This window comes from Coleofasciculus sp. E1-EBD-02 (genome assembly GCF_040218245.1).
Lineage (GTDB): Bacteria > Cyanobacteriota > Cyanobacteriia > Cyanobacteriales > Coleofasciculaceae > Coleofasciculus.
Genome location: NZ_JAVJQN010000127.1, coordinates 52113 through 65019, shown reverse-complemented (window position 1 = coordinate 65019; position 12907 = coordinate 52113). Strand labels below are relative to the sequence as shown.

Annotated in this window: 13 protein-coding genes; 8 read left to right on the top strand and 5 right to left on the bottom strand. The window is 44.7% G+C overall.

Annotated features, from left to right (window positions below; genetic code table 11):
* Window positions 1–373 precede the first annotated feature (373 nt).
* The gene (locus RIC07_RS21050; protein WP_446396222.1) at window positions 374–907 is read left to right on the top strand and encodes a YraN family protein; all 534 of its coding nucleotides are present in this window, start codon (window positions 374–376) and stop codon (window positions 905–907) included.
* A 119-nt stretch (window positions 908–1026) separates the two neighbouring features.
* On the opposite strand, the gene map is transcribed toward RIC07_RS21050, so the two are convergent.
* Complete coding sequence (gene map, locus RIC07_RS21045) at window positions 1027–1815, bottom strand: type I methionyl aminopeptidase (protein ID WP_446396221.1); 789 nt, start codon at window positions 1813–1815, stop codon at window positions 1027–1029.
* 773 nt (window positions 1816–2588) lie between these two features.
* Between map and RIC07_RS21040 the strand changes: the two genes are divergently transcribed.
* Window positions 2589–3092, top strand: coding sequence for a hypothetical protein (locus tag RIC07_RS21040; protein ID WP_446396220.1), 504 nt, complete (start codon window positions 2589–2591; stop codon window positions 3090–3092).
* A gap of 128 nt (window positions 3093–3220) precedes the next feature.
* Here RIC07_RS21040 and RIC07_RS21035 read toward each other — a convergent pair whose 3' ends face one another.
* Window positions 3221–5062 (bottom strand): AAA-like domain-containing protein, encoded by a 1842-nt coding sequence (locus RIC07_RS21035; RefSeq protein WP_446396219.1) that lies wholly within the window; start codon window positions 5060–5062, stop codon window positions 3221–3223.
* Between the two features lie 228 nt (window positions 5063–5290).
* Here RIC07_RS21035 and RIC07_RS21030 point away from each other — a divergent pair, with 228 nt between their 5' ends.
* Complete coding sequence (locus RIC07_RS21030) at window positions 5291–6004, top strand: DUF4388 domain-containing protein (RefSeq protein ID WP_446396218.1); 714 nt, start codon at window positions 5291–5293, stop codon at window positions 6002–6004.
* 122 nt (window positions 6005–6126) lie between these two features.
* Here RIC07_RS21030 and RIC07_RS21025 read toward each other — a convergent pair whose 3' ends face one another.
* Window positions 6127–6468 (bottom strand): winged helix-turn-helix transcriptional regulator, encoded by a 342-nt coding sequence (locus tag RIC07_RS21025; protein ID WP_446386426.1) that lies wholly within the window; start codon window positions 6466–6468, stop codon window positions 6127–6129.
* A 399-nt stretch (window positions 6469–6867) separates the two neighbouring features.
* On the opposite strand from RIC07_RS21025, the gene RIC07_RS21020 reads away from it, so the two are divergent.
* Window positions 6868–7566 (top strand): pirin family protein, encoded by a 699-nt coding sequence (locus tag RIC07_RS21020; RefSeq protein WP_446396217.1) that lies wholly within the window; start codon window positions 6868–6870, stop codon window positions 7564–7566.
* A 68-nt stretch (window positions 7567–7634) separates the two neighbouring features.
* A complete protein-coding gene (locus RIC07_RS21015; protein ID WP_446396216.1) occupies window positions 7635–8534 on the top strand; it encodes a putative capsular polysaccharide synthesis family protein in 900 nt (299 codons plus the stop codon).
* Window positions 8535–8917: 383 nt separating this feature from the next.
* Here RIC07_RS21015 and RIC07_RS21010 read toward each other — a convergent pair whose 3' ends face one another.
* Window positions 8918–9544 carry a phosphoribosylanthranilate isomerase gene (locus RIC07_RS21010; protein ID WP_446396215.1) on the bottom strand — a complete coding sequence of 209 codons (627 nt, stop codon included), beginning with the start codon at window positions 9542–9544 and terminating at the stop codon, window positions 8918–8920.
* 124 nt (window positions 9545–9668) lie between these two features.
* On the opposite strand from RIC07_RS21010, the gene psaK reads away from it, so the two are divergent.
* On the top strand, window positions 9669–9947 hold the full coding sequence (gene psaK, locus RIC07_RS21005) for a photosystem I reaction center subunit PsaK (protein ID WP_446380054.1): 279 nt from the start codon (window positions 9669–9671) through the stop codon (window positions 9945–9947).
* A 214-nt stretch (window positions 9948–10161) separates the two neighbouring features.
* Window positions 10162–11361, top strand: coding sequence for a site-2 protease family protein (locus tag RIC07_RS21000; RefSeq protein ID WP_446396224.1), 1200 nt, complete (start codon window positions 10162–10164; stop codon window positions 11359–11361).
* A gap of 155 nt (window positions 11362–11516) precedes the next feature.
* On the opposite strand, the gene RIC07_RS20995 is transcribed toward RIC07_RS21000, so the two are convergent.
* The gene (locus RIC07_RS20995; protein ID WP_446380053.1) at window positions 11517–11744 is read right to left on the bottom strand and encodes a riboflavin synthase subunit alpha; all 228 of its coding nucleotides are present in this window, start codon (window positions 11742–11744) and stop codon (window positions 11517–11519) included.
* A gap of 295 nt (window positions 11745–12039) precedes the next feature.
* On the opposite strand from RIC07_RS20995, the gene RIC07_RS20990 reads away from it, so the two are divergent.
* Entirely contained in the window at window positions 12040–12750 is a 711-nt protein-coding gene (locus tag RIC07_RS20990) for a Uma2 family endonuclease (protein ID WP_446396214.1), read from the top strand.
* The last annotated feature ends 157 nt before the right edge of the window (window positions 12751–12907 follow it).

The window sequence follows — 12907 nt, the reverse complement described above, 5'->3', positions numbered from 1 at the left end:
GTTAAGGCTGATATCGAGCAACAACGCCGGGTATCAGCCAAGCGCAAGCGTTAACGGTCATCGACCAAAAGTTACACCGTGGACTTATACCAAGGCAGAATTACTTATGGGTAGGTTTGTCTAGGTTTTTAGAAGCGGTTCTACAGATGCTTCGTTTCGTTCCTCCGCTTCGCTCCGGACTCCACTCAGCATGACAGATTCTACCTTAGACTGCAACTTGGTAAGTAGTCGGACAAAAGAAAACGGTACTGTATTAAGTGTAAGTAAATTGCCCTCAAACCCTTACTGTTCCCTGTTCCCTGTTCCCTGTTCCCTAATCTCAACCGTTAACTTTAATTGTGTCCACCCACTTATGACGAATGACGAATGACAAATGACAACTAACAAAGGAAAACTAGGAGAACAACTCGTTGCCACCTGGTTACAAGCCCAAGGTTGGACTATTTTACATCACCGATGGCACTGTCGCTGGGGAGAAATCGACCTGATTGCCTATCGGGATGGAGAGGTAAAGGAAAATCCCGTCTCCAATCTGGATATAAACCCCCAATTTCAGCCCCCTACCCCCTTGCCAGCAAACGCGGAGTCATCTATCTTAGCCTTTGTCGAGGTGAAAACTCGCAGTCGAGGGAATTGGGATGCCGATGGTCAATTGGCGATTACATCCTCTAAGCAAGCCAAAATTTGGCGAACAGCCGAACTATTTTTAGCAGAAAATCCCGATTTAAGTGATCTTCCTTGTCGGTTTGATGTCGCCCTTGTTCGCTACCACCGTATCTGCCAAAACTCATGCCAGGATAATACTAAGAACCTGTTGCCGACGTCAGCCCTTCAAGTCGGTGAACCATTCATTCTGGAAGGATGTGAGCTTATCCTACAAAACTATATCGAATCCGCTTTCTGTTGACGAAGGACAGGTTTTGTTGCAGCGAACTTCGAGTTCCCTCCCCTTGTCAAGGGGAGGGTTAGGGAGGGGTCAAGTAATTGGTGATTAGGGAGTAGGAAATTCTCCCCCATCCCAATGCATCACGCCGATTTCATCGTTGTCATCGGTTCGGGTAACGTTAGAATCTCTACCCCATCTGACGTAACTGCTATAGTATGCTCAAATTGAGCCGAAAGCTTACGATCCTTTGTCAGCGCTGTCCATTTATCCGCCAGAATTTCCACTTCCCACGTCCCCTCATTAATCATAGGTTCAATGGTGAACACCATCCCGGAACGCAGACGCTTTCCTTTTCCGCGAGTACCATAGTGAGGCACCTGGGGAGCCGTATGAAAGATTCGATTAACGCCGTGTCCGACAAAATCCCGAACCACAGAAAAACCATTAGCTTCCGCGTATTCCTGAATAGCCGCCCCAATATCACCAATGCGGTTTCCGGGTTTCACGGCGGCGATTCCCCGCATCATACATTCGTAGGTAACTTCAACCAGTTTTTTGGCGGTGGGTGAAGGTGTACCGACAAAGAAGGTTCGAGACGTATCCCCATGAAATCCATCCACAATCGGGGTTACATCAATATTGATAATGTCCCCATCTTGCAGAATTTGTTTAGCATTGGGGATACCGTGACAGACGACTTCATTAATACTGGTACAAATTGACTTAGGAAAGTCATGATAACCGAGGGGAGCGCTTTTTGCTCCATGTTCCTGAGTCCAGCGCTCGGCTTCATCATTGAGTTCCAAGGTACTGACTCCTGGCTGAATCATGGGTTCAATGTGATCCAGGAGCTTGGCGGCTAAACGTCCAGCTTGACGCATTTTCTCGATTTCTCGGCTCGATAGGAGAACGATTCTTTCTGGTGCCATGACTATTTATGCGGTTATTTCCCTAATCAACGAGGGTGTATCTATGTGAGTCTTTCTTCACTTTACTGCGAACTCTTGCCTCTTCCGTAGCTACGTCTGGAACATTGCTCCCCTGCTCCCCCTGCTCCCCCTGCTCCCCCTGCTCCCAGACGCGCCATGGCACGTCTCTACATTGCTCCCCTGCTCCCCTTCTGCCGTCTTCATCAACTCTTTACATGAGAATTCAGAAATTTCCCAATTCTTTAGTGAAGTGTGGCTTAAAATAATAAATAGGTCGTTATACTCATTCAAATCAATCAAAATGACAATCTGGGTAAATGTCGGAGAATGCTCAAACTAAGCCAAATTAGCTTTATAAAAAAGTTGATTTTATTCTCAATACTACTATCAGTAAGTAATTTCTCGTCATTTACCATTAATCCTGATCTAAAGTTACAGTGTTTTTGAATTCATTTTCTCTGATAGTGTGGGGGAATGCTCGGCTAAGATACATTTAAATTAACTATTGCCTGTTCTCTGTATCCCTTTACTCAAATCTGGGTAGGTCGTTTAAATTCACAGGCATTTAGTAACATCAACAGTCTCCTACTATATCTGTTGAATAAAGATTAAATACCAATCAATTTCTAAAGTGTAATTTGTCGCTTTGGATGCAAAATCGAGTAGGATCAAGGTCTGCTCTGGTTAACAACGTCACAATTTCAACAAAATATTATTCCTTAACTATCTACCACTAATCATCAGAGATAATAGCCCGGTTTTTTTGAGGTGCCATGACAGAGCTAGCCCTAATCCGCAAACCCATTATTCAACCCACTGAAATCCTGAGTCAGTTACAGACAGGACAACTCCTCAGGGTGAATAGTACTCGTGGTAATGCATTAATTATAATGCACCGTTATCATGCAGAACTGGCGGGTTCTGGTGCTGCCGTTGGTGGGCTTTTTGATGCGGATTGTACGCGGGTTGTTCCCATTGGTACGCTTTCGTTAGTCTATCCTGAATCACGGTACGAACGCCAGAAAGCGTATCAATTACGGCAGCGCTGGATCTTGTTTACCCAACATGCCATGACCACTTATGTGCCACTACACCGTGCCAAAATCTTATTACGTTTACTCTATAAATATTTCGACGCCCAGCTTATTGATGAACTCTCTGATGACGTGATTGCTCAGTTAGTTGGAGTTTTGCCAAAAACAATTGGTATAGTTCGTCGATCGCGAATGTCACCGACTCAACAGAAACCCCAGACGAGGAAATGTGTAGCGGTTTGACTCAATGAACGATAATTAGGTTACTAGCTTCCTTGAGTTTAGTTAGTTAGTATGAATGCCACTGAATTAAGGCTGGTGGGCAATGCCCACCCTACGGTATATCAAAGGTTTTGGTGCTACCAAAATGCTTATTTTAGTTGGTAAAGGGCAATTGGTTGTTCACTGTCCTCAAATTGCCACTGTCCCATCGGCTGCGGTGGCTGGGGCAAATAGTTCGCGATCGCCTCATAAACGCTATGAGATATACAAATCCCGCCAGGAGGGGCTTCTGCGGTGAGATGATGGGCAATTTTGACGCCGAGTCCACTCACGCCCGTGTAACAAAAAATAACATCTTCCCAGTGAATGCCAATCCGATAACAGAGTCCTGAATTTGAGTCCCGTTGAACGGCGGATTGAAGTGTTAATTGAATCTCTTGGGCAAAGTTAACCGCCTGTAGGCAACTGGGAAACACAATTAACATTCCTTGGTCAATGGATTTGATAATTTTTCCGTCAAATTCTTGAGCAAGCTGGACAAACAATTGCAGGTCTTTGTAGAGTTGATTAAACGTCGGTTCCGGATGAGCCAGCAGGTTAGTGGTTAAGTTGACCCCCTCAATCACCACCATGCTAGCTTGGCGGGTTTCGGGGGAGAATTTTAAGCCGAGGGGTTTTAGGCGATCGCGAAAATAGTGGTGATACAATTGACACCGCAGCCTAACCTTGCCTTGATCTACCTGCACCAGTCCCAGATTCTGCAAGCGACGGGTAAGAATTGGCTCGAATTCTACAGGCGTTGATGAATTGACCACTTGAATCAAAGCATTCATTAGTTCTGAATCCTGGTGGAGATGCCATAAGCACTGGTGCAAATGCTCCCGATAAATGTCTGCTTCTGCGGTAACGGTTGCTAAGAATTGATCAATGGAAATATTTTCTGTTTTAATCGCATTTAAAGTTAGCTGAATCAGAGAAGGATGACCCCCTAAAAGCTGATATAATTGCTTGACCTGTTGGGGATGCCAATTGAATCCATGGCGAATCAATAAATCTTGGACTTGTTCCTCGGTTAATTCAGACAACTGAATCGATAATTCTGCTGTAAATTCAATGCAATTCACCCCAGATATGGCGTAAAGTTCAGTTGAATTCGCAATCACGAGGCGCAAGTTTTGCCACATCTGGCTACACCTATCCCCATAGCTAGCTTTTTCCCACCAGCTTTGCAGTAACCTAAAAAATTCTTGAGCAATCTCTGGATAGTTCAATAGTATATCAGCGTTGTCTAAGGCTAAAACCAAAGGATTATCAAGTTTCGGTAAGAGATAAGTTTCAAAATAATACGTACTGTTAGCATTTCCGCCATAGATATCATCCCAATAGGTTGGTACTTGATGCGGTAAATCTAAGCCCCGTGTCACTACCGCACAGAACCATTGCAGGAATCGATTTAAATCACAGACTATCGAAGACTCTGCCAGTTGCAGGTTTAAAAGGATTGTATAAAAGCCTTCCGCCCTAGCCTGCTGCAAGATTCGCGTCATCAGAGAGGTTTTACCCATTTGCTTGGGGGCAACAATTTGGATGGAACTTCCTGGTTTCACCAAGGTTTCGTGACACAGGGATTCAATGGGTAGACGTTCGATATAAAAGGGAGAATTGAGAGGGACTGGACTTTTCAGCGGAACTTGCTCATAATCAGATAATTTGCTGTCTGCTTTGGTATAATCATTAGGATTAAGCGTCAGATCAAAAGCGCTGAAATAGGACATCAAGGTTTTGCGATCGACAGGTATTGTGCGCCGTCGTACTTTGATCAGGGTGTTTGGACTTAAATGGGTACGTTCGCTTAATTGTTCCAGGGTGTAAGGTTTTCCCCGATTATCTTGAAAGGCTAACTTGCGCTGCGCGGCATTTAGGCGCTGCCAACCTTGAACGGAAAGAATAACTCCCCGTTGACGTTTGGGAGGCTGATATTTTGGTGACATTCAGATTAAGATGCGGTTAAGAGCCAGAATTTGTTCAAACTGTTCATTCTAAACTAAAACCGTGAAAAAACTGTGAACGCTTTGCCTGAACCAGCAGACTTTGCCATCAACATCACCCAGTCAGTGGTTAAGTTGTGAACTTAACTTGTGATCTTGCGTTGTATTATTTGAGGACTAAGGGCAAACTGCAAGAAACAAGTTGATAGGGCAAATGCCTTAGTAATTACAATGATGGGCATTATCGGTACTTTAAGCGACGTATCATTACCAGAGATTTTTCAGTTACTTGAAAAGGGCAAAAGAACGGGACTGTTGACAGTTCAGGCTTTGGCACCAGCCACCGGAACTTACTACTTATGGGTTAAACAAGGTCAGATTATCGCGGCAGCGAATCGGCGAGATGGGCAAGGTTTAATCTCATTGATTAGCAAATGTAAATTAGTTAGCGATCGCGTGTTATCCAAACTGGTTCAATGGTGTTGTCCCGTTAATCAGCCATTAGGCGTTTGTTTAAAACAACAAGGGGTTTTAACTCGCTTAAACTTAGAACAACTATTTCAAATTCAACTGTTGCAGCAATTGTCTGTGCTGTTTCAACTGCAAGATGGTTCTTTTCAATTTGATTCCCTGGCGGTAATTCCTACTCAAGAAATGACTGGGTTAAGTATTCCGGCGACAGAAGCCACCTTAATGGGATTGCGCGTTTTACCCAATTGGGATAACTTGGCAGCTAAATTACCTGATCCGAATCAGAATTTACTCAATACAATTGCGGGTTATCCGTCCTATCGACTAGATACATTAGAATGGCAAATTTGGCAGTATAGTAAAGACGCTGTATCGCTTCATGCCATTGCCCAACATCTCAAGTTTCCGGTAGAACAGGTTCAACACATTGCCTTTAGGTTAATTAGTATGGGGTTAGCTGAAGCCATCCCTTAAACTTCGTTTGTCATTTGTCATTTGTCATTTGTCATTTGTCATTTGTCATTTGTCATTTGTCATTTGTCATTTGTCATTTGTCATTTGTCATTTGTCATTTGTCATTTGTCATTTGTCATTTGTTATTTGTCTTGTGTAAGGGTCAAATGTTTTATCCCCCATTCATGCATCGCTTCAAGAATCGGTTGAAGACTCTCACCTAATGGTGTTAAAGAATACTCAACCTTTGGCGGAACTTGCAGATAAACCTCCCGATGAACAATACCATCCGCTTCCAGTTCTCGTAACTGTTGCGTCAGCATTTTCTGGGTAATACCATGTAAAGCCCGATGTAACTGACCAAAACGCTTCACCCCTGCCAATAATTCCCGCAAAATCAAGACTTTCCAGCGACCGCCAATAACCTCTAATGTACGTTCTACAGGACAATTGGCGCGTTCACTCTCGGCGCGTTTAGTTGCCATAGTATCATTTTAGTAACTAGCTTACTTTAAAGTGCATACTTCCCATAATAGTGGTATGGGTTTTATAGTTGAACTATCAGGACTTACGCAGCCACACCATATATATTGGTTAAGGTGCGTTACGCTACGCTAACACACGATGGCGGACTGACACAACTAAAATTGTGGAATAGATTTGACGTTTAAACCGGGCGCAAGCCTTGCGCCCCTACAATTCTAATCCACCAATTAAGGTGTGCCACGCCACTACTAGCTACTAGCGTGGCACACCTAATTTGATAGATTAGCTTGGGTTCGTAGTAAGGGCTTTAGCCCTATATTTTGTTGGGATGCTCCCTGTGAATACCTAACCCAGTCCGATGGTTATAGGGATAACAAAGGACAAAGGACGAATGACAAATGATTAAACTTCGCAAATCTCAAGACAGAGGACATGCTAATTACGGTTGGTTAGACACCTATCACACCTTTTCATTTGCCAACTATTACGATGCAAACGCGATGGGATTTCGTAGCCTGCGCGTGATTAATCAGGATCGGGTTAGTCCGGGTGCAGGATTCGGTACTCACGGACATCGGGACATGGAAATTATTACTTATGTTTTAGATGGGGCGCTAGAACATAAAGATAATATGGGGAATGGTTCTGTGATTTATCCCGGTGATGTACAACGGATGAGTGCGGGAACAGGGATTCGTCATAGTGAATTTAATCATTCAAAGACAGACTCAGTTCACTTTTTGCAGATTTGGATTTTGCCCGATAAAAATGGACATAATCCTAGCTATGAACAGCATAACTTTGGCATCGCCAAGAATCCTGGACAATTCCATTTAATTGCTTCAGGGGATGGTAGAGAAAACTCCCTGACGATTCATCAAGATGTAAACGTATATGCAGCAGTCTTGACAAAGCGCGATCGCATCACTCATTCTTTCGCACCTCAACGCTATGGCTGGCTGCAAGTAGCGCGAGGTACGGTTACGGTGAATGGGTTAGCCTTAGAGTCAGGAGACGGTGCAGCGTTGAATGAGGAAACAGATGTGGCAATAGCGGCAACAACCGATGCTGAAATTTTACTCTTCGATATCAGTTAAAATTAATCTAAGAGTTGCAAAGTTCACTAGATATCCCAAATAATAAAAGCACGCGAGCTAAAATTAAGATGGCACTTAAACCTTTAATCCAGTCTTCACTCAGGCAAGACTATCGCATTACACATCCTTATCATCGTCTGCGTTTATGGCTAGAAGGTCTGCGTAGCAAAGATAAGATTGTAATTTATCAAATGAGTAAGGTTGGCTCAACTACAATCTGGAAAAGTCTTGAGTCTTTAAATCTTGATATTCCCATTTATCATGTTCATACCCTAAGACATGAGCAGATCAGTAGAGCTATAGAAAGGGACAAAGCCAATTTTCCCAAACTACGCTTCATGTATCCTGAAACCATTCACTCAGAATACTTGCGAAGTCAACTGGATCAAAAGAATATAATGCATCCTTGGAGTGTGATCACTCTGGTCAGAGATCCGGTTGCGAAAATATTATCGAGTTTTTTTCAGAACCTAGAAAGAGAATTTATATTAGGACTTGATTATCGAAAAAAAATAAAAGTAGAAGGCGACACAAAAGTTTTGCAAGAAGTCATTGAAAGATTTTACCAAGAAAAGGTTGACAATTCCAGACGTAAACACCCATTTGAGTGGTTCAATTTTGAGTTGAAAGACAATTTGGATTTTGACATATTTGCTGCACCTTCCATAGCCGGGAGTAATTACTATATTTACAACACTAAGCTTGCCAGAATCCTTTTGTTAAAGTTGGAATCTCTAAATGATTCATACCAGAGTGCCTTTCAAGAGTTCTTGGGACTCCAAAACGCTAATCTTGTTCAGGCTAATGTAGGTCTACAGAAGCGATATAAGAGTCTCTACAAAAGCTTTCTGAGGAATGTTGATTTGCCTGTTGATTATCTTGATGAAATCTATCAAACAGAATTGGTTAGGCACTTCTACTCAGAATCAGAGATTGAGCAATTTTATCAACGATGGACAAGATCTTAGGTTGAATGCCACTGACTTAAAGATGGTGGGCAATGCCCACCCTACTGGCTTGGCAAGCTTAAAGTTGTGGGTAAAATTTTTCTGGATCGCTACTCCCATAAGGGTTCCTTGAAAATACTTGACCACTGTTTTAAGCTTGCCAAGCTACTACGATAGATAAAGGGTTTTGGCGCTCCCCAAATGCTTATTTCAGTGCTATTCATCTTAGGTTGAATGGCACTGACTTAAAGCTGGGTTTGTAGTAGGCACTTTAGTGCCAGAAGCGCTAAAGCGCTGACTACAAACTCTAAAGTCAGTGACATTCGACTTAAGGCTGGTGGGTAATGCCCACCAGCATACCATCTGAATGCAAGCGACATCCATCAAATTAGGGGATTATGCCACTACAGGGCTATCTGTTGAAATAGTAAAGCCACTTTATCCAAATCTTTATCTCCGGGCGATCGCTCAACGCCACTGGATAGATCAATCCCATCGGGGTGCAATCGTTTCAACGCTTCGCCAATGTTATCTGGGGTTAAGCCGCCAGCCAGAAACCAGGGTAAAGGGGGATTAAATTCAGCCAGGGTTTCCCAGTCAAGTGTTTTACCCGTACCCCCTAGCATCTGGGGATGATAAGCATCGAGTAACAAGGTATCGACACAACTGACATAGCGATCGCCTAACTGTAAATCTTCCGGCGTTTTCACCCTCAACGCTTTGATCAATTCAATCTCAGGCAGACATTGCCGCAATTGGCGGCAAAATCCGGGGGATTCACTACCATGAAGTTGAATGCCGTTCAATCTGGCTTGGGCAACCGTGGCGCAGATGTCTTCAACGGAAGCGTTGGCAAATACGCCGATAGTATCCATCGATATCGTCAATGAGTCTACGATCAATCCGATTTGATTGGGGGTGACGTACCGGGGGGAAGCGGCTACACATACGAATCCCAGGGCGGTTGCACCCTTTTGCGCGATCGCTTGTCCTTGTTCCGGTTTGGTAATGCCACAAATTTTAACCCGCATTGATAGCCCCATTCTCGTTTTTTGGTCAAATTGTTAAATATTACAACATTTTATGAATTTTATCCCGATAATTCTTTATCATTTTTTCACTTGTATCTGTTTATCAAGACCAGGAGAATATACAATGCTTAACACAACCTTATTCGCGGCGGTGCAATCGTCTGTACCCTCAACCCCTAGCTGGACTCCCACTGTGGGGCTAGTGATGATCATCTGCAACTTGGTGGTACTGTTTGCAGGGTACTACGCGATTCAAAATCCGGGTGTGGGACCGGATTTACCCCTGCCCAAACCCGCTATTTTCAAGCGTTTCGGTGTGACCGAACTGCTGGCAACGGCTAGCTTGGGACACCTGGTTGGCGCCGGTGTGATCTTGGGACTGAGTAACGCCGGGGCACTCTAAGTCGGGATTTCGAGATCCCTTCTTCCCTTATGAGATCCCCAACTTCTTGAAGAAGCTGGGGATCTAAAAGCTGATATCTTAGAATACGAATACTGAACCGTTTCCAAAAACTTAATCATAAGGATACATAAGTATACATAAGTATACATATCTAGGCAAAACTTAACTTACTGACCCCTAGTCCAGGTAAACGTCACAGGAAGCAAAAACCTTGATACAGTCAAATTGGCGAATTGGCTCATTATTTGGAATACCTTTCTTTATTGACCCGTCGTGGCTTTTTATCTTAGCCTTGGTGACCTTACTCAAGGCGGGGAATTTCGATCCGAGTTTTCAGTCAATTTCCGCCTGGAGTCTGGGGTTGGTGATGGCGCTATTATTGTTTGCTTCGGTGTTATTGCATGAACTAGGGCATAGTTTAGTGGCGCAATCGCAGGGAATTAAAGTCAATTCGATAACTCTGTTTATCTTTGGCGGCGTGGCGGCGATTGACCGTGAATCTCAGACACCGGGGGATGCGTTCCAAGTTGCGATCGCAGGTCCTGGGGTTAGCCTCTGCCTGTTTGGTCTATTCTATGGGTTAACTCAGGTACTGCCTACGGACAATCTGGGATATCTGGTGGCGGCGGATCTAGCACGGATTAATCTTGTATTAACCCTGTTTAATTTAATCCCCGGATTACCCCTCGATGGTGGACAAGTTCTCAAAGCGGCAATCTGGAAGCTGACGGGGAATCGCTTGCAAGGGGTGCGTTGGGCAGCACAGGGGGGTAAACTGATTGGCTCTTTAGCGATCGCGGTATCCGTAGGACTGACTTTGTTGACTGGAGTATGGACAATCCTGTGGTTGGCGTTGATCGGCTCTTTTGTGTATCGCAATGCCAATGCTTATGATCGCCTGACCATCTTACAAGAAGCCTTACTTCAGCTTCACGCTTCCGACGCCATGACCCGCGATTTTCGTGTCCTGGATGCCACCATGAGCTTACGGTCTTTTGCTGATGAGTACATTCTGGCAGATATTCAGACGAATAAGCCGTATTATGCCGCGTCGGAGGGACGTTATCGCGGTTTAGTTAAGATTCAAGATTTACAAACAATCGAACGCAGTCGCTGGGAAATGGAGTCCCTGGAGAGTCTGGTTCACCCGTTATCGGAAATTGCCACAGTTGAGGAGAAAACTCCGTTAATAGACGTAATTAATACTCTGGAAACTTGTCAGCTAAAGCATCTAACCGTACTTTCTCCCGCAGGCGCGATCGCGGGTGTTATTGACCGAGGCGATATTGTCCGGGCGGTGGCAGGGCGTCTCAATTTACCGATTTCCCAGGAGCAAATCCAGCAGATTAAGGCAGAGGGGAGTTATCCATCCTGGTTAAAGTTGTCTGCGATCGCTAAAGCTACAACGTCATAGAAGGCAGAAGGCATCTTATCTAGGGTTTGCTGAATAAGTCTTGTGGTGGGGAGAGGGAACACCTCGACTTCGCTCGGTGTGTCATAGGGAATAGGCTTTCTTGCAATGGTTTCAACCCTCTGTCGAGGGAAAATTTGGCGCTGACAGAGAAGGAACTACTGGAGCAGGGAATTAAAAAGTGCTAATGAAGCCCGTTTTGCTGTGAGTAAAATAGACCCGACAATGAGCAGTTTTATCGCGAGTGGCGCTAAAATCAGATTCAACACCAGACAAAGTAACGCAATGATTGTTGCCCCTACTTGCACTAATTCCTCTGCGACATGGGTATGAATGTAAACCGCGACGAGAGCGATCGCCAGAATCAGCAGGGACGGTATAATCATCGAACAGTGCCTCAATACAGCTTGTGATGGTTATTTTGATTATCGACTACATCCCCCAGTCAAGACTTCCGTAAAACTTCTTAATAGAACTACGCCGATTGGCTGAACGGCTAGATTGGTGGTTCATCACCTTCAGCTCCCTCTGCTCCCTCAGCTTCCCCTGCTTCCCCCGCTTCCCCTGCTCCCTCAGCTTCCCCCGCTTCCCCTGCTTCCCCTGCTCCCCCCGCTCCCTCTGTTTCTCTTAACCTGACCCTCCATTGAGTTAGCCTTGATTTACTGGGATAGGAGCGCCGCTATGATACAGTACAACCCATTGCAATATCTTCCCACTGCTGAAGAACTGCCCGACTCTGACGATACTCCTGTGGATAATGAACTGCAAAACCTGATTCCCAATCTGTTACGAGCAATTCTGGCTTGGCTATGGGCAGAGCGCATGGACTGGTTTTTAGGAATCAATATGGGGGTCTATTACTCTCCAGGTGCTGACGCGATTGTGCCGGATGGTTTTCTCAGTTTAGGAGTAGAGCGATTCAAAGCAGGTGGCAAGCTTCGACTGAGCTACGTCCTTTGGCAAGAACAGGACATTGTTCCTCAGTGGGTGTTAGAGGTGGTCTCGAAAACGCCAGGTGATGAGTACGACGGGAAAATGACCAAGTATGCCGAGATGGGTGTGCTGTACTACACTATCTACAATCCTGACTACTGGAAACGCGATAAGCATGACCCGTTTGAGGTTTATCGCCTGATGAATGGGATCTATGTACGTCAAAAGGGGACGAAAGTGTGGATGCCTGAAATTGGGCTAGGAATTGGTTGTGAACAGGGTACTCATGAAGGATGCACCAGGGAGTGGCTCTACTGGTATGACCAAGAGGGAAACCGCTTGCCCGCTCCCGCGAATGTCATTGAACAGGAACGACAGCGAGCTGAACAATTAGAACGGCAGCTATTTGACTTGCGTACCAAGTTACGAGAACAGGGAATTGACCCAGACCTTCTTTAAGTATCTTCCAACTTTGGGGTCTATTTTGTTGGGTTTCCTTGCGTTTTCCCAACCTACTGGACTGACACAGCTAAAATTGTGGAATAGATTGATGGTTAAATTGGGCGCAAGCCTTGCGCCCCTACAATTCTAATTCATCAAAATAAGGTGTGCCACG

Coding starts and splice junctions, on each gene's coding strand:
- RIC07_RS21050 (WP_446396222.1), top strand. CDS start 374: ATGACAACTAACAAAGGAAAACTAGGAGAACAACTCGTTGCCACCTGG.
- map (WP_446396221.1), bottom strand. CDS start 1,815: ATGGCACCAGAAAGAATCGTTCTCCTATCGAGCCGAGAAATCGAGAAA.
- RIC07_RS21040 (WP_446396220.1), top strand. CDS start 2,589: ATGACAGAGCTAGCCCTAATCCGCAAACCCATTATTCAACCCACTGAA.
- RIC07_RS21035 (WP_446396219.1), bottom strand. CDS start 5,062: ATGTCACCAAAATATCAGCCTCCCAAACGTCAACGGGGAGTTATTCTT.
- RIC07_RS21030 (WP_446396218.1), top strand. CDS start 5,291: ATGATGGGCATTATCGGTACTTTAAGCGACGTATCATTACCAGAGATT.
- RIC07_RS21025 (WP_446386426.1), bottom strand. CDS start 6,468: ATGGCAACTAAACGCGCCGAGAGTGAACGCGCCAATTGTCCTGTAGAA.
- RIC07_RS21020 (WP_446396217.1), top strand. CDS start 6,868: ATGATTAAACTTCGCAAATCTCAAGACAGAGGACATGCTAATTACGGT.
- RIC07_RS21015 (WP_446396216.1), top strand. CDS start 7,635: ATGGCACTTAAACCTTTAATCCAGTCTTCACTCAGGCAAGACTATCGC.
- RIC07_RS21010 (WP_446396215.1), bottom strand. CDS start 9,544: ATGCGGGTTAAAATTTGTGGCATTACCAAACCGGAACAAGGACAAGCG.
- psaK (WP_446380054.1), top strand. CDS start 9,669: ATGCTTAACACAACCTTATTCGCGGCGGTGCAATCGTCTGTACCCTCA.
- RIC07_RS20995 (WP_446380053.1), bottom strand. CDS start 11,744: ATGATTATACCGTCCCTGCTGATTCTGGCGATCGCTCTCGTCGCGGTT.
- RIC07_RS20990 (WP_446396214.1), top strand. CDS start 12,040: ATGATACAGTACAACCCATTGCAATATCTTCCCACTGCTGAAGAACTG.